Origin of the sequence: Photobacterium profundum (assembly GCF_003026285.1) — a bacterium.
GTDB classification, from domain to species: domain Bacteria; phylum Pseudomonadota; class Gammaproteobacteria; order Enterobacterales; family Vibrionaceae; genus Photobacterium; species Photobacterium profundum.
Window position 1 is genome coordinate 272,024 of record NZ_PYOD01000005.1, and the last position, 24,745, is coordinate 296,768.

The 24,745-nt window shown below is 41.5% G+C and carries 22 protein-coding genes; 13 read left to right on the forward strand and 9 right to left on the reverse strand.

The window, feature by feature from the left end; all coding sequences use genetic code 11:
* Positions 1–6: 6 nt before the first annotated feature.
* From bioB to bioD, 4 genes are read left to right on the forward strand one after another with little or no spacing between them, the layout of a single operon-like run.
* Positions 7–1,059 (forward strand): biotin synthase BioB, encoded by a 1,053-nt coding sequence (gene bioB / locus C9J48_RS15115; RefSeq protein ID WP_006233689.1) that lies wholly within the window; start codon positions 7–9, stop codon positions 1,057–1,059.
* A complete protein-coding gene (gene bioF, locus C9J48_RS15120; RefSeq protein WP_006233690.1) occupies positions 1,046–2,224 on the forward strand; it encodes an 8-amino-7-oxononanoate synthase in 1,179 nt (392 codons plus the stop codon). Before bioB ends, bioF begins: the two co-directional genes overlap by 14 nt.
* Positions 2,214–3,053, forward strand: a complete 840-nt coding sequence (gene bioC / locus C9J48_RS15125; protein ID WP_006233691.1) for a malonyl-ACP O-methyltransferase BioC — start codon at positions 2,214–2,216, stop codon at positions 3,051–3,053. The genes bioF and bioC overlap by 11 nt, the downstream gene beginning before the upstream one ends.
* The gene (gene bioD, locus C9J48_RS15130) at positions 3,046–3,726 is read left to right on the forward strand and encodes a dethiobiotin synthase (RefSeq protein ID WP_006233692.1); all 681 of its coding nucleotides are present in this window, start codon (positions 3,046–3,048) and stop codon (positions 3,724–3,726) included. Before bioC ends, bioD begins: the two co-directional genes overlap by 8 nt.
* Positions 3,727–3,818: 92 nt before the next feature.
* On the opposite strand, the gene C9J48_RS27935 is transcribed toward bioD, so the two are convergent.
* The 3 genes from C9J48_RS27935 to C9J48_RS15140 form a co-directional block, all read right to left on the reverse strand.
* Positions 3,819–3,983, reverse strand: coding sequence for a hypothetical protein (locus tag C9J48_RS27935; RefSeq protein WP_006233693.1), 165 nt, complete (start codon positions 3,981–3,983; stop codon positions 3,819–3,821).
* A 121-nt stretch (positions 3,984–4,104) separates the two neighbouring features.
* Positions 4,105–4,953, reverse strand: a complete 849-nt coding sequence (locus C9J48_RS15135; protein ID WP_006233694.1) for a universal stress protein — start codon at positions 4,951–4,953, stop codon at positions 4,105–4,107.
* 10 nt (positions 4,954–4,963) lie between these two features.
* Positions 4,964–6,454: a SulP family inorganic anion transporter gene (locus C9J48_RS15140; protein WP_107281175.1), complete on the reverse strand. Its 1,491-nt coding sequence runs from the start codon at positions 6,452–6,454 to the stop codon at positions 4,964–4,966.
* Between the two features lie 600 nt (positions 6,455–7,054).
* Between C9J48_RS15140 and htpX the strand changes: the two genes are divergently transcribed.
* The gene (gene htpX / locus C9J48_RS15145; protein ID WP_006233582.1) at positions 7,055–7,933 is read left to right on the forward strand and encodes a protease HtpX; all 879 of its coding nucleotides are present in this window, start codon (positions 7,055–7,057) and stop codon (positions 7,931–7,933) included.
* 131 nt (positions 7,934–8,064) lie between these two features.
* Here htpX and C9J48_RS15150 read toward each other — a convergent pair whose 3' ends face one another.
* The 3 genes from C9J48_RS15150 to C9J48_RS15155 form a co-directional block, all read right to left on the reverse strand.
* The gene (locus C9J48_RS15150) at positions 8,065–9,303 is read right to left on the reverse strand and encodes an MFS transporter (RefSeq protein ID WP_006233583.1); all 1,239 of its coding nucleotides are present in this window, start codon (positions 9,301–9,303) and stop codon (positions 8,065–8,067) included.
* Complete coding sequence (locus C9J48_RS27940) at positions 9,303–9,476, reverse strand: hypothetical protein (protein WP_006233584.1); 174 nt, start codon at positions 9,474–9,476, stop codon at positions 9,303–9,305. Before C9J48_RS27940 ends, C9J48_RS15150 begins: the two co-directional genes overlap by 1 nt.
* Positions 9,477–9,705: 229 nt before the next feature.
* Positions 9,706–10,641: a LysR family transcriptional regulator gene (locus C9J48_RS15155; RefSeq protein ID WP_107281176.1), complete on the reverse strand. Its 936-nt coding sequence runs from the start codon at positions 10,639–10,641 to the stop codon at positions 9,706–9,708.
* 141 nt (positions 10,642–10,782) lie between these two features.
* On the opposite strand from C9J48_RS15155, the gene C9J48_RS15160 reads away from it, so the two are divergent.
* From C9J48_RS15160 to C9J48_RS15170, 3 genes are all read left to right on the forward strand, one after another.
* Positions 10,783–11,910 (forward strand): efflux RND transporter periplasmic adaptor subunit, encoded by a 1,128-nt coding sequence (locus C9J48_RS15160; protein ID WP_006233587.1) that lies wholly within the window; start codon positions 10,783–10,785, stop codon positions 11,908–11,910.
* A 3-nt stretch (positions 11,911–11,913) separates the two neighbouring features.
* Positions 11,914–15,015, forward strand: a complete 3,102-nt coding sequence (locus C9J48_RS15165; protein ID WP_006233588.1) for an efflux RND transporter permease subunit — start codon at positions 11,914–11,916, stop codon at positions 15,013–15,015.
* 284 nt (positions 15,016–15,299) lie between these two features.
* Entirely contained in the window at positions 15,300–15,662 is a 363-nt protein-coding gene (locus C9J48_RS15170) for a hypothetical protein (RefSeq protein WP_006233589.1), read from the forward strand.
* 88 nt (positions 15,663–15,750) lie between these two features.
* On the opposite strand, the gene C9J48_RS15175 is transcribed toward C9J48_RS15170, so the two are convergent.
* Together C9J48_RS15175 and C9J48_RS15180 are read right to left on the reverse strand one after the other, a co-directional pair.
* On the reverse strand, positions 15,751–16,041 hold the full coding sequence (locus C9J48_RS15175) for a YkgJ family cysteine cluster protein (protein ID WP_006233590.1): 291 nt from the start codon (positions 16,039–16,041) through the stop codon (positions 15,751–15,753).
* 106 nt (positions 16,042–16,147) lie between these two features.
* Positions 16,148–16,366 (reverse strand): DUF6500 family protein, encoded by a 219-nt coding sequence (locus C9J48_RS15180; RefSeq protein WP_006233591.1) that lies wholly within the window; start codon positions 16,364–16,366, stop codon positions 16,148–16,150.
* Between the two features lie 150 nt (positions 16,367–16,516).
* On the opposite strand from C9J48_RS15180, the gene C9J48_RS15185 reads away from it, so the two are divergent.
* The 5 genes from C9J48_RS15185 to C9J48_RS15205 all read left to right on the forward strand — a co-directional run bounded on the left by C9J48_RS15185 (position 16,517) and on the right by C9J48_RS15205 (position 23,090).
* Positions 16,517–18,127 carry an NAD(P)/FAD-dependent oxidoreductase gene (locus C9J48_RS15185; protein WP_006233592.1) on the forward strand — a complete coding sequence of 537 codons (1,611 nt, stop codon included), beginning with the start codon at positions 16,517–16,519 and terminating at the stop codon, positions 18,125–18,127.
* 266 nt (positions 18,128–18,393) lie between these two features.
* Positions 18,394–19,347, forward strand: a complete 954-nt coding sequence (locus C9J48_RS15190) for an HlyD family secretion protein (RefSeq protein ID WP_006233593.1) — start codon at positions 18,394–18,396, stop codon at positions 19,345–19,347.
* A complete protein-coding gene (locus C9J48_RS15195) occupies positions 19,337–20,311 on the forward strand; it encodes an ABC transporter ATP-binding protein (protein ID WP_006233594.1) in 975 nt (324 codons plus the stop codon). Before C9J48_RS15190 ends, C9J48_RS15195 begins: the two co-directional genes overlap by 11 nt.
* Positions 20,311–21,435 (forward strand): ABC transporter permease, encoded by a 1,125-nt coding sequence (locus tag C9J48_RS15200; protein WP_006233595.1) that lies wholly within the window; start codon positions 20,311–20,313, stop codon positions 21,433–21,435. The genes C9J48_RS15195 and C9J48_RS15200 overlap by 1 nt, the downstream gene beginning before the upstream one ends.
* A gap of 785 nt (positions 21,436–22,220) precedes the next feature.
* Positions 22,221–23,090: a TPR end-of-group domain-containing protein gene (locus C9J48_RS15205; RefSeq protein ID WP_006233597.1), complete on the forward strand. Its 870-nt coding sequence runs from the start codon at positions 22,221–22,223 to the stop codon at positions 23,088–23,090.
* A gap of 112 nt (positions 23,091–23,202) precedes the next feature.
* Here the strand turns inward: C9J48_RS15205 and C9J48_RS15210 are convergent, their stop codons facing one another.
* Positions 23,203–24,639, reverse strand: coding sequence for an aminotransferase-like domain-containing protein (locus C9J48_RS15210; protein WP_006233598.1), 1,437 nt, complete (start codon positions 24,637–24,639; stop codon positions 23,203–23,205).
* Positions 24,640–24,745 lie beyond the last annotated feature (106 nt).

A 24,745-nucleotide genomic window follows, 5' to 3' on the forward strand; every position in this document is an offset into this window, starting at 1 on the left:
TACACTGTGGAAGTACGTCACGATTGGACAGTTGCGGAAGTTCAAGCCTTGTTTGAAAAGCCGTTTATGGATCTTGTATTTGAAGCTCAGCAAGTACATCGCCAATATCATGAACCTAACAAGGTGCAGGTGAGTACATTACTTTCAATCAAAACGGGTGCATGCCCTGAAGATTGTAAATACTGCCCACAAAGTGCGCACTATCGTACAGATGTCGAGCGTGAGCGTTTATTAGAAGTTGAAAAAGTATTGGATGCTGCGCAGAAAGCGAAAGTATCGGGTGCAACGCGTTTTTGCATGGGCGCTGCTTGGAAGAACCCTAAAGAACGTGATATGCCGTATTTAATGGATATGATCCGTGGCGTTAAAGATATAGGTCTTGAGACGTGTATGACACTGGGTATGATCACGGGTGGTCAAGCCGATGAATTAGCGGGTGCCGGTTTAGATTACTACAACCATAATCTTGATACGTCGCCAGAATATTACGGTCAGGTTATTACAACACGTACTTACCAAGATCGCTTAGACACATTAAGCCATGTGCGCGATGCAGGCATGAAAATTTGTTCTGGCGGTATTATCGGCATGGGTGAAAGTTCACGCGACCGTGCAGGTTTATTGGTAGAGCTTGCAACATTGCCAACCCACCCTGAAAGTGTGCCAATTAATATGTTGGTAAAAGTAAAAGGCACACCAATGGAAAATGTGGAGGATGTCGACCCGTTTGATTTCATTCGTATTATTGCCGTTGCACGAATCATAATGCCAATGTCTTCAGTGCGTTTGTCTGCAGGTCGTGAAGACATGAACGAACAGATGCAAACGTTATGTTTCATGGCGGGTGCTAACTCAGTATTCTACGGTTGTAAGCTATTAACGACACCGAATCCAGGTGAAGATAAAGACATGCAATTGTTTGCTAAGCTAGGTATTAATAGCCAAGAGCAAGCAGCGAAACCTGATGAAGTGCAAGAGCATGAATTGTTAGGGCAGGTTGCACAACGTGTTGCTGCGCGTCCGGGTAAAGATGATTTATTCTACGATGCCACTGTCTAATCGTCGTTTTAACCACAAAATAAAACACGCGCTGGAAGCACGAGAAACCCAAGGGTTATATCGCCAGCGTGCTTGTTTGTCTCGTGCTGAGCAAAGTGTTGAGCATCAAGGTACATCGTTACTTAACTTTTCGAGTAATGACTACCTTGGTTTGGCACAAGATCCCGCCATATTATCGGCATGGCAAGAGGGCTTAACCCTGTTCGGTGCCGGTAGTGGTGCATCACCTTTAGTAACTGGTTTTCATTCCGCTCACAAAACACTAGAAGATCAACTCGCCGACTGGCTGGGGTACGATCGGGCATTATTGTTTAATAGCGGTTTCAGTGCGAACCAAGCGGTTTTGTTTACGATTCCAGATAAGCATGATGTATTAATTCAAGATAAGTTGAACCATGCATCATTGATGGAAGCTGGTCTGTTATCACCTGCAACCATGCGCCGATTCGCTCATAATGATCTTTCTGCATTAACTCGCTTACTTCATCAAACCAATGATAAATCTCCCTCTATTAACCCATTAGTGATTACTGAAGGGGTCTTTAGTATGGATGGTGATTTATCACCGTTGGCTAACATTTCAGAGCAATGTAGCCAACATGATGCGTGGTTAATGGTTGATGATGCACATGGCTGTGGGGTGTTGGGTGATAAAGGGCGAGGCAGTTGTGACCTTGCAGGGGTGAAAGCCGACATACTTATTGTGACATTTGGCAAAGCCTTTGGATTATCAGGTGCTGCTGTCATGTGCAATAACGATACTGCTGAATACTTAATTCAATTTGCTCGTCATTTCATTTATTCGACGTCAATGCCTCCATCACAAGCTCACGCATTAAGTGCGGCTTGTTGCCTTATTCAATCAGATGATTGGCGTCGTGAAAAATTGCATGATTTAGGGCACTTACTCTTTGAAAGTGTCGAGAGTTCAATACAACTGGTTGATACGCATACTCCGATAAAACCCTTAATTATTGGTGATAGTCATAGAGCGTTATCGGTTTCCAATGCATTAAAAGCGAAAGGTTTATGGGTAAGTGCAATTAGACCACCAACCGTTCCCGTCAATAGTGCACGTTTAAGAATAACGTTAACGGCCGCACATACAGAACAAGATATTAAACGATTAGCAACAACGTTAAATGAGGTGATTAATGATGAATAAAGTTAATGCTGTCACCCATGACACAGCAAAATTAAAAACAAACGACATTCCTCAAATAGATAAACAAGCCGTGGCAGAAGCATTTGGTCGTGCAGCAAAGCATTACGATAAAGCGGCTGCTTTTCAGCGCATTGTCGGTCATCAGTTACTTGAGCGTTTACCTGCGGTTATTCAGGCAGGTACTCGCGTATTGGATTTAGGGTGCGGCACTGGGTATTTTTCAGAGCAATTAATGCAACGTGGTTATGATGTTTTGGCCGCTGATTTGTCGATAGAAATGCTGGTACAGGCAAAGTCTCGTTGTGGCGATAGTGTTACCTATTTAGAAGCAGATGCTGAGAACTTACCTATTAAAGATAATCAGTTTGATGTTGCGTTTAGTAGCCTTGCCCTGCAGTGGTGTGATGATCTGTCTGTACCATTGAAAGAGTTGCGTCGTGTGGTGAAGCCTGGTGGTAAAATTATGTTTACCACTTTAGTAGAGGGTTCATTATTTGAGCTTTCGCAGGCATGGCAAGAGGTTGATCGATATCAACATGTGAACCATTTTCTTTCGCAAAAGGCGATAAAACTTGCGCTGGCGCAAGCGGGAGGAGCAATCGATACCCTAGACTTCAAGCCAATTAGAGTGAATTATCCAGCGGCAGTTGGACTCATGAAGGACCTAAAAGGGATAGGGGCGACTCATTTACCACAAGGGCGCAAAGCAGGCTTGGCCGGTCGTAAAACGATCATGGCATTAGAGAGCGCCTACAATGAGTTTCGAGATGAGAATGGTCAACTGCCAGCTACATATCAAGTCTGTTTTGGAGTAATAATAAATGACTAACGCTTTCTTTCTTACAGGTACAGATACCGAAGTAGGTAAAACTGTAGCCTCTCGCGCAATTTTACACGCAGCTGGTGGCGCGAATATTAAGATGGCGGGTTATAAGCCTGTGGCATCAGATAGCACACCAACAGAAGCTGGGATGCGTAATTCAGACGCACTGTATATCCAAGATGCTTCAGTTGTTGAACTGGAATACCAAGAAGTTAACCCATACGCATTTGAAGCCGCAATTTCTCCCCACCTTGCTGCAGAGCAAGAAGGGCAAATAATTGATTTTGATGTACTAAGTGCGGGCTTAGAGCATCTGAAAAGTAAATCAGAAGCCGTACTTATCGAAGGTGCTGGTGGCTGGCGTGTGCCGATTTCTCATACCGATTTTCTATCAAGTTGGGTAAAGCGTGAAAAGCTGCCTGTTATCTTGGTTGTGGGTATAAAGCTGGGTTGTTTAAGCCATGCAATGCTTACTGCAGAAGCGATTAAAAATGATGGTTTAGAGTTGGTTGGTTGGGTTGCTAATCGCATCAACCCAGGCACAGAAAACTATGCTGATATTATTAAAATGCTAGAACACAATCTGCCAGGTAAAAAGATGGGCGAAATCCCATACATGCCAGCAATTAAAAAACGTGACTTATCAAAGTATATTGATTTAAGTGCGTTAGGTTTATAGCGCTGTTTAGTGTTTAAGTAAGCAAATACTAGATATGAAAAAAGGCACTGAAAAGTGCCTTTTTATAATTCAAATTTTAAAACTAAATTATCTTAGCTGTTATCGCCGGTTAATCCGATAAGTGCTTCTTGAGTATTTGTCAGCTTTGATTTACCTGATGCATCAAGCCCTAATTCCTTATGAGCTTCATCAACTGACATACCAAGATGACAGCAAAGAATATCAATCGCAACTTGGTAGTTCTCTTTGTCGGCCATCATTCCTCCTTGATAAATAGACTGGTGTTTTAAACAACTGACATCACAATAGTCAATATGCGCACAAGATGCAATAAGACCAAAGTCTAAGATTTAGCCTTATCACATATTCATTCCATTTCTAGCGAATGAGTAAGAGCGGTACTTGGCTTTTGGTTAGCATTTCAGTGGTATTACTGCCTAAGAAAAATTGCCTAACGCGTGAATGCCCATAAGCGCCCATCACAATAAGACCAATATCATTGTGTGTTTGATAGTGCACCAGTGCTGAGTGGATATCGCCCTCAATGATTTTTTCCAAGACATCGATATTTGCAGCACGTAATTTCTTAGAGGCAACATGGAAAGACTCTGTGCGATTATTCTCGTCTTTCACCATCACTAAGTGGCAGGTTAATCCATTTAATAACGGGGTTTTTATCGCTTTATCGATGAGTTTTAAACTGATATCACTGCCATCAAATGCAATCATGAACGACTGGGGTTCGTTAAATGGTTTTATCGCGACTAAGGTATGCGCCTTTATGGAGCGAATAACACTTTCAAGCTGAGAACCAATAGCGGTGGTTTGGTTTTGATGTGCTTCACCTGATTTTCCAATAACCAGTAAGCGGGTTTCAGTTTCAATATCAAGCAGAGACTCAACAAAGTCACCGTGTCTTTGCTGTTTAATAACGTTAGGCAAACCTTGTAGATTCGCTCTTTCCATCATATCGGCAAGTAAATACTTCCCATGCTTAAGGGCCAATTTACTGCGTTGCTCATCTAGTGCTGTTAAATCTTCAAGAAGTTGCTCTCGGCTGCCTAATCCAATACTACCTGATAACTCACTTGTGACAGGGTACTCCGATTTGTCTAAGACATGCAGTATTTTTAAAGGGACGTCTAAGTGTTTGGCTGCCCAAATGCTAGCATCACACACAGTTGTCGACATGGATGAACCATCAATACACGCGATAATATTTTTCATTATAAATTCCTTAGTGGCCAGCCATTAGTTTTTCAACTTCTTCAGGTTTGTCGTGAATACCAAATTTATCGACAATGGTATTCGTTGCTTCATTCATTCCAATTAACTCAACGTTTGCACCTTCACGACGGAATTTGATAACGACTTTATCAAGTGCTGATACTGAGGTGATATCCCAAAAGTGGGCGGAAGAAAGATCGATAGTGACGTGATCTAATACTTCTTTAAAATCAAATGACTTCAAAAATTGCTCTGACGAGGCAAAGAATATTTGTCCTATCACTTTATAGTGACGTGATGCACTAGCGGTATTATCAGCACTTTTCACCACCATAAAACGACTGATTTTGTTGGCAAAGAATAAAGCCGCGAGTAATACACCGACAAAAACGCCGATAGCGAGATTATGACTGGCAACTACCACAGCAACGGTAACCACCATCACAATATTGCTCGAAAGCGGGTGCTTTTTTAGGTTTCGTAGCGAATCCCATGAGAATGTACCAATTGATACCATAATCATAACGGCAACTAATGCAGCCATTGGGATCTGCTTGAGCCAATCACCGAGGAAAACCACCATCACTAATAAGAATACGCCTGCTGATAAACACGATAACCGGCTACGACCGCCTGACTTAATGTTGATTATTGACTGGCCGATCATTGCACAGCCCGCCATGCCACCCATTAAACCCGCGCCAATGTTCGCTAAGCCTTGACCTTTACATTCACGGTTTTTATCACTTTCTGTATCGGTAAGCTCATCAACAATTGTTGCTGTCATTAGGGATTCAAGTAAGCCAACAGCCGCTAACCCAAGTGAGTAGGGAAGAATGATCATCAATGTTTCTAGGTTTAAAGGAACATCAGGCCAAAGGAAAATAGGAAGAGTGTCGGGAAGCTGCCCCATATCACCCACGGTTTTAATATCTAAGCCGAGCAAGATAGAAATAATGGTGAGAGAAACAATACACACTAAAGGAGAAGGTAATAATTTTCCGACAACGGGTAGGTAGGGGAACAGATAAATAATACCCAAACCAGCAGCTGTCATAGCGTAAACGTGCCAAGTTACATTCGTTAGCTCTGGTAACTGTGCCATGAAAATTAAAATAGCGAGTGCATTTACAAAACCGGTGACAACCGATCGAGAAACAAAGCGCATTAAGCTACCCAGTTTAAGATACCCGGCTGCTATTTGTATCACACCTGTGAGTACGGTTGCCGCTAATAGGTACTCCAGCCCATGATCTTTTACTAACGTGACCATCAGTAACGCCATTGCACCGGTTGCCGCTGAAATCATACCAGGTCTACCACCTGTAAATGCAATAATAACAGCCATAGAAAATGATGCATAAAGACCGACTTTCGGATCGAGACCAGCAATAATAGAGAAGGCAATAGCTTCAGGAATAAGTGCCAAAGCAACAACAAGACCAGCAAGAAGATCGCCCTTCACATTGAAGAACCAGTCTTTTTTTACAGTATCTAACATTAAATATACTCAAATTATTAAAATTTGCGCGAACGGAAACCATCAGGCAATACCTGATAAAAATGTAGCGACAAATTTTATAGGGGTGCTATTAGCGATTAAAAACGCATAGCAAGATGGATAGCAAAAGTGCTACCTAGATAGTGATTTGTTGGAACGAGAGTGTTCCGAAGTGATTGTCTAAGGCGGAGTGATCGTCAAAAGTTTATATCCACAAAATGTGTAGGCGCACATTGTAGAGATAAAGATGGGAAGAAACAAGAGCGTATGTCGGCCAAATATTCATCCTATTGAACGGTGTTCAGCTCTAAGTCAGCCGTGATTGTTATAACATCTGAGTGTTAACAATTATAAATATCGACATTATGCCGCACTGGAATTGTAACGTTTTAATAACAAGGGCTGTAATCCTTGAATTTACCTATGTAATATCAACGTATTAAATATAATGGTCTTTTTTTACTTTGATACGAATGGTAACAATTATGTTCTTTCACTTGTAATTGCTTTGAACGACCATATATTAACTAAACTGTAGATGGCACATACCATCTATTATGTATTTGAAGCTTCTTTTATTTATTGGAGATAATTGGAAATATGAAGCGAATTGCTCTGTTCTTGGCAACCAACCTTGCCGTAATGCTGGTATTCAGCGTTGTCTTGAATGTCGTTTATGCTGTAACAGGTATGCAGCCTGGTAGCCTATCTGGCTTATTGGTAATGGCTGCGCTGTTCGGTTTTGGTGGCTCGCTATTCTCACTCTTCATGTCAAAGAAGATGGCTCTTCGTTCTGTTGGTGGCTCAGTTATTGAGCATCCTCGCAATGAAACAGAGCACTGGTTGATGGAAACCGTTTCTCGTCAAGCGCAACAAGCGGGCATTGGTATGCCAACTGTTGCTGTTTATGATTCTGCTGATATCAACGCATTTGCAACAGGTGCTAAGCGTGATGATTCACTTGTTGCTGTTTCAACGGGTTTGCTTCACAGCATGACACGTGATGAAGCTGAAGCGGTACTTGCTCATGAAATCAGTCATATTTCTAATGGTGATATGGTAACGATGACCTTGATGCAAGGTGTTGTGAATACCTTTGTTATTTTTGTTTCTCGTTTAGTGGCGGGTGCAATTAGTGGTGTTAACAACAGTGATGAGGAAGGTGGAGGCGGCAGCTATATGACGTACTTCATTGTCTCTTCAATTATGGAAGTACTGTTTGGTTTCTTAGCGAGCATTCTGACAATGTGGTATAGCCGACACCGTGAATTTAAAGCGGACGCGGGTTCTGCGAATTTAGTCGGTAAAGAAAAGATGATCGCAGCGTTAGAGCGCTTAAAAATGAGCCATGAGCCACAACTAGAAGGCTCGATGATGGCATTCGGTATCAATGGTAAAAAATCATTGTCTGAATTGTTTATGACTCACCCACCGCTAGACAAGCGTATTGATGCTTTACGCCGTGGTGAGCACCTTTAATCAATAATAGTTAAGCGTTTATAAACGTTACGTTATTTGATTATAGATTATCTTATTTGATTATAGATAGAGCAAACCCTTTTGACCTTATATTACGATGAGTAACAGGGCAAAAGGGTTTTTTATCCTTGTTATGCCGCTGCACTCAATGCTGCTAAACGAGGAACGGGCTTGTCATTTATCGGCAAGTGGATTAATGCTGCGCAGAAGGCGAGAAAGACGGTTGACCACCAAATTGGCTCGTAGCTGCCGTAATAATCGTAAATACGGCCACCGACCCAAGCCCCTAAGAAACTACCGACTTGGTGAGTGAAAAATACGAGCCCATATAGCGTCGACATGTATCGGGCTCCAAACATCTGACGTACTAAACCCGACGTTAACGGCACTGTGCCTAGCCAGCAAAAACCAATAGCACCACCAAAAATAGCCGCGGTATCAACGGTTACAGGTAGTGTCACAAAAGCTGCAATAACCACTGTTCGTATTAAATATAGCGATGTCATTACATAGCGTTTATCGAACTTGTCACCCATCACGCCCCAAAAGTACGACCCGAAAATATTAAAAATACCGACGTAGGCGAGCGCCATCGCAGCTGTTGATCCCGGTAGCCCTTTATCGGCTAAATAACTAGGAAGGTGAGTCGCAATAAACATGACATGAAAGCCACAAACAAAAAATCCCGCATGAATTAACCAGTAACTTTTATTATTAAAGGCTTCTTTCAATGCTTCGCGTAACGTTTGTGTATCATCTATTTTCGGTACAGTAGACACTGCTTTTAATGAAGACTTAGCCTCTTTGTTGGCCGTTTTCATGAAACTAGCAAAAGCGATGATCACACAACATGCTAGGGCAAAAATTTGTAATGTTGTTTGCCAATCGTATGTATGCATTAATGATTGTGCGCCAGGTATGACTGCAAACATACCAAATGAGCCAGCGGCTGTGGTTAAACCAAAGGCTTTTGCCGTATGTTCTGCGGGTACTACGCGGGCAATAGAACCCAAAATAATCACATAGCTGGTGGCACTTAAACCAAAACCGATCAAAGCACCAAAGGTGACGTAAAGAATGCTAGGTTCAGTTGCCAAAGAGGTCAGATACAAACCGGTCGCATACGATATTGCCCCAATGGCAATGATACGGCGTGAGCCCCAGCGATCGGCAGCCATACCAACGAATGGTTGGAATAGACCAAAAAGCAGATTTTGCAGTGCAATCGTAAAGCTAAAGAACTCTCTACCTGTATTGAATGAATCAGAAATTGGCATCATGAAAATGCCGAAAGATTGTCTTATCCCAAGACTAATAATTAGCGTCCCTATTCCCAACCATACTAGTAGTGGAAAACGAAAAATACTCATTAATGGTGCTCTTTATTGTCGTGTTCGATAGATGATTGTTGATGGCAACCACCACTGGTGGCGTGTTGCGCCAATGCATCGAGTAAAGGTTGACAGTGATGTACGCCAAAAAGTGTAATTATGAGCAGTACTAGCATACGTAATAGCTGCGCAAATAATGATTGTGAAAACATCAGTGCCTCCGAACGCCAAAATTAGCGAGCGCGGATAATAATGAACTCAGTGGTATGACACAAATGAATAAAAATCAGGATAGTTATGCATAATATGCACTTTGATAGGTAAGTGAGCATATTCAGGGTAACTGATGAAAGTTTGTTCCTAAATATGCATTACGCTGTTGGTGGGTTTAACGCAATATATTGATGATGATAGATCTTACGACAACCGATGAATAAAAAATCACACTACTATTCCACGTACATCCGTTTTAATAAGACCGCAAATTGGTTCTTTTTCGACTTCAGCTAATATGAATTCCACAAAAGTACGAGCAGCTAAGGTTAGGTTTTTACGCGATGGATACACCAGCCAACCATAATTAATAGACGGTTCTATATGTTCGAATAAGCGTATTAACATGTCACGTTCTAGATAATAATTACCAATATCTTCTGGAATAAAGATGATGCCTCGGTTCTGCAAGCAAGCCTCCATACACAGTGACACGCTGTTCGTTATTAAGTTACCCGACACTTCTACCGTTTCATTTTTGCCAAAAGGCAGGTTGCCGTATATTTGCCCGTTGGGAAAACGAAAGCGAATAACATTCAGTTTGCGTAAATCGTCAGCAGTTTGTGGCATGCCGTGTTGTTCTACATATTCCGGTGTGCAGAAAAATCCGAAAGAAGCATGTTTGAATGGACGAGCCACCAAGCTGGAATCTTCAAGGGTTTTGCCTTCAGCAACACGCAGCGCAATATCAATGTGATTCTCGACCATATTTTTGTCTTCTGCACTGGTAATGATCTCGACACTGATCTTCGGGTACATATCCATGAATGTGAAAATCATTCGGCCAATATCAAGAATCTCAGGAAAGGGCAGTAATTGAATGCGTAGGTGCCCAGATACTTCATAAGTCGGTGCAGTGATTTCTTGAATACTCGCTTCCAAATCAATCAGCATCGCTTTGGTTTTTGTGTAGAACTTGGTACCTGCTTCTGTCAGCTGTAAAGCGCGGTTTTGGCGATGAAACAGCAGAATATTCAGCTCTTCTTCCAGTGATTTGATACGTCGGCTAATGTTTGACTTTGGTAAGTCGAAAATTTCAGATGCGCGATTTAAGCTACCCGTATCCACAATTTGGTGAAAGAGCTTGAGATCTTCTGTTTTCATGATGTTGCTCACAGTATTAATGATAGATCAATAGATTAAGTGTTCCATAAAGTGAAACTCTCAGTTCTATATCGTTCGGTTATTTGGAACACTCTATCAGGTTATAGTTCGCACAGAAAGATTACTATAAGGAATGATTTAATGATGTCAGCCAAACCGAGTTTGTTAGCATTGGTGCTAGGGAGTGTTTTAATGAGCTCAGTTCTGACAGGGTGTGACTCTGCAGAGAGTGCTGTGGCTGAAATCGCCACCGTACGTCCAGTAAAATTAATCACAATTGGTGATGTGGCATTTGAACAAAGTCGCATTTTTCCTGCTGAATTGGTGGCCAATCAACAAGCCGATTTAGCTTTTCGTGTGAGTGGTGAGCTGGTTACATTGGGGTTAATTGAAGGTCAGAAAGTTGATAAAGGACAGTTGCTGGCGAAACTTGATGATCGTGATGCAAAGAATGCCGTGTTAAATGCAGAAGCGAATTATGATTTAGCTAATGCTGACTACAATCGTAAAGAACAATTATTAGGCCGAAAACTGATCTCAAAAGCAGAGTTTGATTCTGCAAAAGCCACATTAAAGTCTGCTAAATCATCATTGAATTCAGCCAGAGACCAACTGCAATATACCAATTTAACAGCCCCTTTTTCAGGCATTGTTGCCAAAGTTGAATCTGATAACTATCAAATGATTCAAGCATCGCAGGTCGTATTATCACTGCAAGGTGATCAGCTAATGGATGTCACTATTCAAGTGCCTGAATCACTCATTATGCGTTTAAATAAAAAGAACTTAGATGAACATTACATGCCACGTGTGCGTTTTGTTTCTCAAGGTGAAAGTGTGACGACTTATCCTGTTCGTTTTAAAGAGAGCTCAAGTAAAGTCAGCCCTGGTACGCAAACTTATGCCGTTACCTTTAGTTTTAAACCCGAAGATGGCGTGAACGTTATTCCGGGTATGAGTGCTGAATTATTACTCGATATGTCAATCGATCACCGTCGTTCTCAAGATAATGGCATAAGCGATTTTCTCACTATTTTACCACAATCAGCCATCGTGAAAGCGGATGAAGATAACCAGATCAAAGTGTGGCGATACAATAAAGAAAGTCATCGAGTTGAATCTGTAAACGTGACGTTAGGGCAAGTACGAACGAATGGTATTGAAGTGTTATCTGGATTAAACAAAGGCGATCGAATCGTCAGTGTTGGGGCGAATGCAATTAAATCTGGCATGGAAGTGAAACCCCTTCGCTGGGAAAGAGGCGTGTAATTGATGAATATCGCGCATTACAGTATCAAAAACAAAGTCATCAGTTGGATGTTTATTTTACTGATGTTAATTGGTGGTGGAATTTCGTTTACGGGATTAGGCCAATTAGAATTTCCTGAATTTACGTTAAAAAACGCCCTTGTTATTACCGCTTACCCAGGGGCTTCGCCTGAACAAGTTGAAGAAGAAGTAACACTTCGGTTGGAAGATGCTATTCAGCAGATGCCACAGATAAAGCACATTACATCAATCAATAGTGCGGGTTTATCTCAAATTGAAATCGAGATGAAAGAGCAATACGACGCGAAAGCCTTACCACAAATTTGGGATGAGCTTCGTCGTAAAGTGAATGATGCGGTTGCCGATTTACCGCCAGGCGCTGTAATGCCGCAAGTGATTGATGATTTTTCTGATGTCTACGGTGTTTTAATCAACATCACAGGCGAAGGATATAGCTATCGAGAACTTAAAAATTATGCCAATTACTTACGTCGAGAATTGGTATTAATTGGGGGTGTTAAAAAGGTTTCTGTTGTTGGCGATCCGCAAGAGCAAGTCGTTGTCGAAATTAGCCAACAGAAATTGGCTACATTAGGGCTTGATCAAAATACGATATACAGCCAAATAAAGAATCAAAATGGTGTGTCTAACGCCGGAAAAATTCGAGTAGGTGAAGGGCGGATTCGTATTCATCCTACGGGTGAGTTTATTGATGTTACTGATATGAAACGCTTATTGGTGAGCCCGCCTGGTAGTAAAGATATGGTGTATCTGGGTGATATTGCCAATGTCTATAAAACGGAAAGTGAAACCCCAACGCTGATTTACCACAATATGGGCGAGAATGCGCTGTCTTTAGGGATATCTTTCAGCCAAGGTGTCAATGTTGTTGATATCTCGAATGAAATATCAGCAAAGATCATACAGTTTGAATCAAGTTTACCGATAGGAATGAGCTTGAACACCGTGTATGACCAAGGAGCAATGGTTGATGTGTCTGTTACGGGTTTTTTGATCAATCTTGCTCAGTCTGTGGCAATTGTGATCGTGGTGCTTTTAGTATTTATGGGCGTGCGATCTGGGCTATTAATGGGTGCAGTGCTGTTACTGACTATTTTTGGTACGTTCATTGCGATGAGCGTATTGAATATTCAGCTGCAAATTATTTCATTAGGCGCACTCATAATTGCATTAGGTATGTTGGTTGATAACGCCATCGTGGTCACTGAAGGCATTTTAATCGGTATAAAACGGGGTCAAACCCGTTATGAAGCGGCAGGTCAGGTAGTTAAGCAAACCCAATGGCCATTATTGGGCGCGACAATTATTGCAATTTTAGCGTTTGCACCCATTGGATTATCACAAAATGCCACCGGTGAATTTTGTAAATCATTATTTCAAGTGCTGCTAGTTTCACTGTTTATCAGTTGGGTTACAGCAATTACCATTACGCCATTTTTCTGTAATTTATTATTTAAAGATGGCGACATTAGCGATATACCTGAAGAGTTGTATAAAGGCTGGTTCTTTACGGCTTATCGTTCAATTCTTTCGTTAGCAATGCGATTTCGAGTGATCAGCTTAGGCCTAGTGATTGCGATGCTATTTGCAGCGATAGTGGGAATGGGGCATGTAAAAAATGTATTCTTTCCGCCATCAAGTACGCCTATTTTCTTTGTTGATGTATGGTTGCCAGAAGGTTCAGATATTCGTGCAACAGAAGGTTTTGTACGCGAACTTGAAGAGAAAATCATCGCAACCGACAAAGAGGTTGGCGTTGGGCTTAAAAATGTCACTTCGGTGATAGGCCAAGGAGCACAACGATTCGTCTTGCCGTATGTGCCAGAAAAAGGCTATGACGCGTATGCGCAGTTAATTATCGAAATGACAGATTTAGAATCGTTGAATGCAGGCGTACCTGAACTCACGAAAGTATTGCGTGATAATTATCCTGAAGCTGAGTTTCGCGTGAAGTTGCTGAGTAATGGCCCATCACCAGCTGCGGCAATTGAAGCGCGATTCTATGGTGAAGATCCCGTTGTACTACGTCAGCTTGCTACTCAGGCAGAGCAGGTCATGATTGATGAGCCGACCGCTGAAAATATTCGTCATAATTGGCGTAATCAGGTGAATGTTGTTCGTCCACAAGTGAATAATGCTCAAGCCAAAAAAGTGGGTATCAGTAAGCAAGATCTTGATACCGCCATGCTGATTAACTTTAGTGGCATGTCGGTTGGTACGTATCGTGAACAATCGCATTTATTGCCCATTGTTGCACGTGCACCAGAGCAAGAGCGCCTTGATGCCGATAGTTTGTTAAAGCTACAAGTGTGGAGTGCTGAAAATAGTGCGTTTGTGCCTGTTACCCAAATTGTATCGTCATTCGATACTGAGTGGGAAAACCCTATTATTATGCGTCGCGACCGCAAGCGGGTATTAACCGTATTAGCTGATCCACTTTTAGGTAGTGATGAAACAGCAGATTCAGTGCTAAAGATATTACGCCCTAAAATAGAAGCAATTCCTCTGCCTGCAGGGTATGAACTCGAGTGGGGAGGCGAATATGAAACTGCAGGTGAAGCACAAGCAGGTATTGCTAGCTCTTTACCATTGGGTTATTTAGCGATGTTCTTGATCACTGTTGTACTGTTTAATTCCGTGAGACTCCCGCTGATTATTTGGTTCAATGTGCCTTTGGCGCTTATAGGTATTGCTGCTGGCTTATTGATATTTGATGCACCATTTAGCTTCATGGCGATACTGGGTACATTAAGTTTAAGTGGTATGGTCATCAAAAATGGGATTGTATTGGTTGATCAAATTCAGGTTGAATTGGCTGAGGGTAAAGATCCGTATGATGCTGTATTTGAATCTTCAGTGAGTCGTGTTCGCCCTGTGTGTATGGCGGCAATTACGACAATGCTAGGCATGATCCCGTTATTGTTTGACCCATTCTTCAAATCGATGGCAGTGACTATTATATTTGGTTTAGGTTTTGCCACGTTACTTACATTGATTGTATTACCCGTTAGCTATGTCGTTATTTTCCGAATACCTAACAAGCAAAAAGAGCCAGTGAATAATGCAACATTAGTGACGGTGTAACCTTTCTGGGTTTTCTGAATAGAAGCAGCCTCAAAGAGAGAGATGTTAGTCTTTCTTTTTGAGGGTGTTGCACTTATTGCTTGAATCCAGCAGCAGTCAAGGTAAACCCAGATAGTAATTCAATGATTTAAGAGATAAAGTGCGCCAATTTGAATTTGAAGTGAATTATTACGCTGAGTGCTGGAGTCGATGGGAAAAGTGAAAGGCTAATATAAATGAAATTCATAAATAGAATTAAAAGGAATGACCACATAACCATAGCCACATATATAAAAGATTTTACCTTGTATATTGAATTAAGTAGTGGCGAAAAAGGCGTGATTAACTGTTCACCATTGGCTGAACAGCAGATGTTATTTAAACAAGTTATTGCTGATGATAAACGTGATTTATATTCGTTAAATAACCGCGTTATTCAGTGGTACAACAATGCATATATTCACATTGAGTGGATTAAGCGAAATATGGTTTCGCTAAACAGTGAACTACCGTTTGAAAGTGTAGTTTCCCACAATGATTGGCGCATAAAAATGAAAGATTGGTTTATTCATTTCACACTTTCTGATTTATCAGAAAATATAGGCTTTTTATTAATAGTCGTTTCATTTGGGATCGCAGGGTGGCTGATTGGCTCAATGCTTATTTAAGCGTATAAAGTATCAGCTTTTACAATCCCATTTTTTGTCTGCAGTGAATTGATGCGTTGACTAAATATGTATTGTTGAAGGCGTCGCACTATAAATTAGCGTTACGCTCATCGATACATTCGTATTCACCCATCTCAAATTCACGGCAGATAAAGGGGCGCACTTCGTAAATTGAACACATTAATGTATCGCGATCTAACGCAGCACACCAACCATCATCAAGACGGTTCATTACTTGACCACCCCAAGCATCTGTTGCGATGTATTCTTTAGGTACGCCAGTATCGGTAATTAGCATGACCTCTAAGCGGCAACAACAAGCCTGACAATTCGCACAAGTTATTTCAGGTTCCGGTATTACTTTAATTTCTATCGTCATAAACTACTACAGTGTCGACATTAATGGATAGCTTATAACAATGGTAGCACGTAGACGCAACTCAATTATGCGTTAGTCATCAACTCAGCTTGTACAATTACTAGACTTAGTGCATATCTTCAACCATCTGTTTTATTTTTATCGCTTTCTCAAAATGATCCAATTGATGCGTCATTATCCACCATTGGGCAGCTTCCATTAATAATTCAGGGTTATCGTTTTTATTGGCAAAAAAAGCATAAAAAGATAATCCAACATTTTCGTCTTTTTGGGCAATTTTACGGTTACACACATCAATGATTTTCTGCTTTAAAGTTGGGTTCATGTTGACCTGTTTTTATTCAAATGAAGTAATGATGAAAATACACGGTTATTTAGTATGTTGAGCTTACCTTGCTAATTTCAATTTGGATCTAGATCACGTAAACTGCGCGCCATAGATTATGAACCATATGTCCTGTTAGGTGAACACACGATGATACGTCTAAACGAAGTTAAATTACCGTTAGATCATGATGAAGATGCATTGCGCAATTTTGTTTTCAATAAACTGTCAATTACGGCAGAGCAGCTTGTCGACATCCATATCTTTAAACGTGGTTATGATGCTCGTAAACGTAATGTGATCACTTTAATTTATACGCTAGATTTAACATTAACCAATGTTGATGAAGACGAGCTATTAAGCCGTTTTGAGCGTGATCAGCAAGTTAGACAATCTCCTGATACCGAGTATAAGTATGTTGCACAAGCACCTGCTGATTTAACAGAGCGTCCAATCGTTATTGGCATGGGACCATGTGGCTTATTTACTGGTTTAATTCTTGCTCAAATGGGTTTCAACCCAATTATTTTAGAGCGTGGTAAGTCGGTACATGAACGCTCTAAAGATACGTTTCGCTTTTGGCGTAAAGGTGAATTAAATACCGAATCAAACGTACAGTTTGGTGAAGGTGGTGCTGGTACATTCTCTGATGGCAAATTATACAGCCAAGTGAAAGATCCAAACTTCCTTGGCTTAAAGGTAAAAGAAGAGTTTGTTGCCGCAGGCGCGCCTGCAGAAATTATTTATGTGAGCAAACCACATATTGGTACGTTCAAATTGGTGACTATGGTTGAGCGCATGCGCCGCAAAATCATAGAGCTTGGTGGTGAAATTCGTTTTGAAACACGTGTTGACGAAATCAATATCGAAGATAACCAAGTAACGGGTGTTACGCTAAATGGCGGAGAAGTCATTAACTCGAAGCATGTAACGTTAGCTATTGGGCACAGTGCGCGTGATACCGTACAAATGTTGCATGATAAAGGCGTTTACCTTGAAGCGCAGTCTTTCTCTGTTGGTTTCCGTATTGAACACAAACAAGAACTGATTGACCAAGCACGCTTTGGCACTAATGCCGGTCACCCAATCTTAGGTGCTGCCGATTATAAACTGGTTCACCACTGTGAAAATGGACGTTCAGTATACAGCTTCTGTATGTGCCCGGGTGGTGTGGTGGTTGCAGCTACTTCAGAAACAGAAGCAGTTGTAACAAATGGTATGAGCCAATATTCACGTAGTGAGCGTAATGCAAACAGTGCGATTGTTGTTGGTATTGCACCAAGCGATTTTGATAATGATCCACTTCAAGGTATCGCATTACAACGTAAGCTAGAGCGTAATGCTTATATTTTAGGTGGCAGCACTTATCAAGCACCTGCACAACGTGTAGGGGATTTCTTAAAAGGTGCAGAAGCTAAGCCATACGGCGACGTTGAACCGTCATACAAGCCGGAAGTTACAATGACAGATCTAAGCACAAGTCTGCCTGATTTTGCCATTGAAGCAATACGTGAAGCACTGCCTGCGTTCAACAAGAAAATCCGTGGCTTTGCACAAGATGATGCAATGCTAACTGGTGTTGAAACACGTACTTCTTCACCTGTGCAAATCAAACGTGGTGCAGATTACCAAAGTTTAAGCACGAAAGGTTTATACCCAGCTGGCGAAGGTGCTGGTTACGCTGGTGGTATTTTATCTGCTGGTATCGATGGTATTAAAATTGCCGAAGCCGTTGCACTCGATATGCTGAAAACTAATTAATATGTGATTAGCTTGGTATAAGCTTTTTATATACACATAAATAGCTCGCTAATTTTTAGCGAGCTTTTTTTTATTACCTACTAATTCCCCATACCCTAATACAGCCAACCTAAATAAGCATCTCTGCATTTCCAGCATGCAAGCGTGAAGTTATTCAAATTCTGAACTTTGGTTGAATTGTTTTAATTGTATGCAAAGAAAAGAGGCGTAGACTTTTAACTAATTGTTTCATCAAATTAATAATTGGATTACTTATTGTGAATAGCATGCGTTTCGCTTTCATTTCGTTGATTGCTTTGTCCATTATAGGCTGTGATCAAAATGCCCCTTCGCAAGCGCTAGGCACATTAGAGCGTGATCGCGTGACATTAACAGCAACGGCAAATGAAATCGTTAGGGAGTTGCCTATTAAAGAAGGGCAATACATCGAAAAAGGCGATGTGCTCGTTAAGCTAGATACCACCCAGCAACATGCAATCCTTGCCCGAGCAAAGGCCGATGAAGCAAAAGCGGATGCATATTTATTAAGGTTAACTAATGGTGAGCGAGCAGAAGACATTGCCGCGGCACAGGCTAAATTATCACGTGCTAATGCCATGCTGATTGAGGCTAAAATAAGTTACCAACGTACCAGTAAACTGGTGCTACAAAATCTTGCTAGTCTTGCTGAAAAAGATAAAGCACGTGCTGAAAAAGATGGGGCTCAAGCTGACTATGATTCAGCCAAAGAGAATTATGCCAAGATGACAAATGGCGAACGCCCAGAAGATATTAAGCAAGCACAAGCGTCATTAGCTGCAGCCAATGCGGAAGTGGCACTTCAACAGCAAATTCTTAGTGATTTAACAGTTACAGCGACACGTAACGGGGTACTCGATAGCCTGCCTTACAACGTGGGCGAACGTGTGCCTATGAATGGTATTGTGGCTGCAATTCAAGCGGATACTGTTCCTTATGCGCGTGTATATGTACCTGAACCTTATCGTGTAAAACTAAAAGCGGGTGATAACTTAGTTGTGCACGTAGATGGCTTAGATAACACATTCATAGGCACATTACGCTGGATTGCAACTGAGCCTTCATTTACACCTTATTATGCGCTAAACGAAGAAGATCGTGCACGTTTGGTGTATCTAGCCGAAATTGATTTACCGAATGAAGGTAAAAATCTTCCTGCTGGTGTACCTGCGCAAGTGGAGATGCCAGCCAATGCTGAGTAATACAAATACAGTGGTTGAAACATGTGATGCCAGTGCGGCAATTATCGCTAAGCAATTAACGCGCAAATTCGGCGATTTTACTGCGGTAGATGGCTTAAATTTAGTTGTCCCGAAAGGCAGTATCTATGGTTTTTTAGGCCCCAATGGCTGCGGTAAATCAACGACTCTACGGATGCTAACAGGGCTACTTAGTCCATCCTCAGGCGAAGTGGATGTGTTGGGTTTATCAATTCCCAAAGAGGCAGAAAAGTTACGTTTGCGTATTGGGTATATGACGCAAAAATTTTCCCTGTATGAAGATTTAACCGTGTATGAAAATTTGCAGTTTATAGGGCAAATTTTTGGTATGCCGAATAAACAGTTAACCCAGCGTATTCATGAACAGATGGCAACCTATGGGCTAGACCAACGTGCCAAGCAGCGGGCTGGTAGCATGAGTGGGGGTCAGAAACAACGTTTGGGCTTGGCGGCTGCAACCATGCATAAACCTGACTTATTACTGCTAGATGAACCAACCTCAGCGGTAGATCCAGAAAACAGGCGTGATTTCTGGGAACAGTTATTCGATCTTAGTGATCAAGGCACGACTATTTTGGTAACCACACACTACATGGATGAAGCTGAACGCTGCCATGGTTTAGCGATTATGGAGTCGGGCGTTGTGCGTGCAGATGGTGCTCCTGAACAGTTGATGGAGAATATGGGCGTGACGGTGGTCGAACTGCAAGCCGAACAGCTACGTCATATTAAAGAGGCGTTATTACTCTTGCCTGAAGTGCGTTCAGCGGCGCAGCTAGGCATAAGGTTACGGGTGCTGATTCAAGCCTCGGTTGTAGATCCTATTGGTTGGCTGACTGCGTGGCTAGCGGCGAATTTTCCTCAAAACATGCCGCCAGAGCTGAGCATCGCTCGGCCGAGTTTGGAAGATGTGTTTGTAACCAGCACGGGTAAGGGGCGTCAATAATGTCGGGGGTTACTTTTCATCAACGTGTAGTTGGCAGTTTTTTTCGTATAAAAGCCATCATGATCAAAGAGATCCGTCAGCTATCGCGGGATCGTATTACGTTTGGCATGGTGGTGATGATCCCATTAATTCAGTTACTGTTATTCGGGTACGCGATCAATACCGATGTGCGTGACATTCCCATCGCTGTGGTTGATCAAAGTGAATCGGCTGTTGGGCGAATGATCACCGAATCGGTTAAAGCGACACAAGTGATCACAGTCAAAGCAGCTTATGCAACGGTTGGTGAAGCTGAGCAAGCAATCACTGCAGGGGAAGTACGTGGCGCGTTAGTGCTGCCATCGGATCTCGCTCAGCGTATTGCTCAGGAACGTACCGTGGGTCAGTGGCTGGTCGATGGCTCTGATACCATGGTCAGTGCAGCGTTATTGCAATTGAGAGACATGCCGTTGCAAGAGCTGGTGAATTATGAACCTGCAGGACCTTCAACGTTTGAGGTCGCCTTGTTTTTTAATCCAGAGCGACGGTCTGCAGTAAACATTGTGCCGGGTTTGCTGGGTGTGATTTTAACGATGACAATGATTCTGTTTACGTCAGCTGCGATTGTACGCGAAAGAGAACGGGGGAATTTAGAGCTATTAATCACGACACCAGTACATTCACTCGAATTAATGGTTGCGAAAATCATCCCCTATATTTTCGTTGGGTTACTGCAAGTGTGCATCATTCTGGGCCTTGGGCATTATATTTTTGCGGTGCCTATAAATGGTGCGCTAACTCAGATTCTTTTTGGCACGCTATTATTTATTTCTGCGAGTTTAACCTTAGGGTTATTAATTTCGACAATAGCACAGACGCAATTACAAGCGATGCAAATGACCATTTTTATCTTGTTGCCGTCTATCTTATTGTCTGGCTTTATGTTCCCTTATGAAGCAATGCCAGTTGCTGCACAGTGGATTTCAGAGATATTGCCCGCGACACATTTTATGCGAATGATTCGTGGCATTGTATTACGTGGTGCGGATTTAATGGACTTATGGCGTGATGCTTTGTGGCTATTTGGTTTTACTGTTATTGGTATTATTGTAGCCTCAATGCGCTTTAAGAAAAGTTTGGATTAATTCATTTATACAGCTCAATAAAAGAAAGGGACAGTCGATGGCGGCAGTCCCTTTTACATGGCCTTTGAAAGGCGTGATGTACTGTACATGTGATACTATTTATAGAAATGGCTGCAAGATAAAGGCACCCAATACTGCCATGAGAATGCTAATACCTGTTGGAATAAGCCATAGATGTTTATCATCTGCTTTCATATTCTCTCCTTAGATCCGTTAATGAGAGGTGAATGTTAATTCAATGTTTCAGTAAATAAGCCTTGTAGAACCTAGCTTGATGACTAAAAACAGTGTTCATTATTACTCTAATAATTATTAAATCAATAAAAACTTGTAACTTAATTGTTAGTAATGTGAACTAGACTGATAGCTATCATCTAATTTAATATTTATCAGTGGTTTATGTGGAATTCTTATTTAAAGTTAATGCAGGGCTTTACTGTCGTGCTAAGACGCGATAAACCCTTTGAATTCGATACAATTTATTTCAATACATCACATCGACGATGAGCTTTTCTTGTATAGGTAAAGCCGTGAGGTAATGGCTTATCTTAATGAATCAATGGTGTTACTTATCTTCAACGTAGAACGACTAGGTCTATAAATAAGTGCTTTGCCTAGAGCACAACAAATTCTAGCTGAAACTAGCATCTTGAAGTAACTTGGGTATAGATCTGTTAGGGTGTACATCGATTTATCGTACGAGATATGTGTTACTACATATTTTATGCAATATTGCTTACAGTGCGAAAGGTATATTCCACATCAGACCGAAGGACTTCCGTATTATGCTCCCTAGAATTTTATTTGCTTTGACCTTGCTGTGCACAGCTTTGCCCGGATTGGCGCAAGAGCAGGCGTATGCAGAACAAAGCATTTACGATAAACCGCTAATGGAGCGATACGTACTCGACGAGTTGAAAACGCTTCGAACTGATCAGCAAGATCTCGAACGTCGATTAATAATACAAATTACTGATCGTGAATTAGCGGTAGCCGATAAATCGTTGAACTATGCCAATGTGACAGTGACGTATTTCTTCTACATTATCGCAGGTGTTGCGTCGTTAATTGCAATGATTGGTTGGCAATCATTACGTGAATTACGCACTAATACCAAGAAAATGGCAGATCAGCAGCTAAAAGATGCAGATGAAAAATTGCAAGAGATTGCAGAGTCATACGAGAAGAAGTTCCAAGTGCTAGAGCGTGAGCTTAAACGTAAAACACGCAACATCAGTGAGAACAACAAAGAAATTGAACGCATTAACGAAGTTCATAACTTATGGTTGCGTGCGCAAAGCGCTCAGACATCAGAACAGAAAATTGAAGTGTACGATGAAATCTTAAAAATACGTCCAGGCGACTTAGAAGCTTTAACCTATAAAGCGGATGCTGCTATGGAAATTCAAGAATTTCATTGGGCACTCAGCTTGTGTAATCGGGTGTTAGAAGTGGATGATACCAATGCGCATGCACTGTATCAGCGTGCCTGTGCGTATGCACGACTTGGGGTAGAAGAGCAGGCTATTTCTGATCTTGAGCGTGCCATTGTTGGCAGTGAATCATTACGTGAGCTAGCAGCGGAAGAAGCTGATTTTGAAACGTTATTTGGTAATGAGCGTTTTGACCTTCTTATTGAAAGTGGCGATAATTAATATTTCATCATAAAGATGCTATTTATTCGCTGTTAATTTATTGATATTAAAAAACGATGTTGGTGTATTTTGGCTCCAACATCGGTCCTTATCTTGCGCTATTTTCCTGTCTTTATTTCGCTGTATCTTCTAAGTGAGTTGCGATAATTCTTGCTAGTAACGTGAGTCCTTGTTGCCACTGTTTATTATTCTGAAAACTCGCAAAACTAAATCGTATACAGTGATTATATTGCCCTTTGGTAGAGAACATTTTCCCCGGTAATAAACTGATACCAGCTGCCAGTGCTGCTTGATAAATTACAAAGCCGTCAGCATATTGTGGCAGAGTAAGCCAACATAAAAAGCTACCTTCAGGTTTAGACAAATGGTAGTTCCCTTTGAGTGACGGACAACGGTCGAAAGCTTGTGTTAAGCACGCAGTAAAGTCACGTTGGTTCACACGATAATTACGACGAATCTTATTTAAGTGTTGACGGTATTTTCCGGTTGTTAAAAACTCGCCTACAGCTGACTGCATTAAATTCAAGCTGCCCATATTATCGCTTATTAGGCGCTTTTCTATTTGGTGCTGGTATTTCCCCGCTAAAACCCATCCAAGACGTAAACGTGAATCAAGGGTTTTTGAAAGTGAATTGCAGTAAATAACACGTCCCTCAGTATCCAAGGTTTTCAAGGTTTGTGGGCGGTTCTGGTAAGCCAAACCACCGAATACATCATCTTCGATAATGGGAATACCGGTAGTGAGATTGAGCAGGGCATGCCGTGCAGAATCGGGCATTACTGCACCTGTTGGATTGTTGTAACTTGGGTTTAATAGAATGGCTTTGACTGTCCATTGTTTAAGGGCTTTCGATAATTCCACCAAATCGATACCAGTGGTGGTATTGGTCGGAATTTCCAATGCTTTTAAGCCAAGAGATTCCAGTAATAATAAGGTGCCGAAATAGCAGGGTGAATCAACTAATACAATATCACCCGGTTGAGTTAGAGCTTGTAAACTCAGGCTAATAGCTTGTTGTGCACCATGGGTAATTAATATTTCATTGGGCGATGTGATAATCCCTAATTCTTCATTGATATGTACCAGTTGCTTGACCAAAACTTCATTGCCTGGTGGCATTTGGTAATGGCAAGGAATGGTAGTTTGATAGCGGCTATGACGGCCAATTTCAGCATATAAAGAACGAATTGCAGGGAAATCGGTATTCGGATGTGCAGAACCAGCTGGCATTGAATACTGTTCTAAAGGATGCTTGAGAATGGTTTTGCTAATTGCCATTAAATCGACATAGCTAGGTTCGTTAGCTGGTTGCGATACAGGTTGGGTCGGTTGGCATACAACATACCCAGAACGTGGCAGCGATGAAATAATACTAATAGCTTCTAATTCTTGGTAAGCACGAATTACAGTATTTTTGCTGACAGCCAATTGTTCACTTAACTCTCGAATCGATGGCAACTTATCACCGACTTGATAGCTACCTTGATTGATACGTTGGGTAATATACCGTTCTACAGAGTGGTATTTTTTACTGATAGAGGCTGTCATTCAAGTTCGACCTTTCCTAAAAATAATGAGCGTGACTAGCATTGACTGAATAAATCAATCTGTACCCATAAAAAGAAAATAAACTGTCCCTTTTTAAAAATACTGT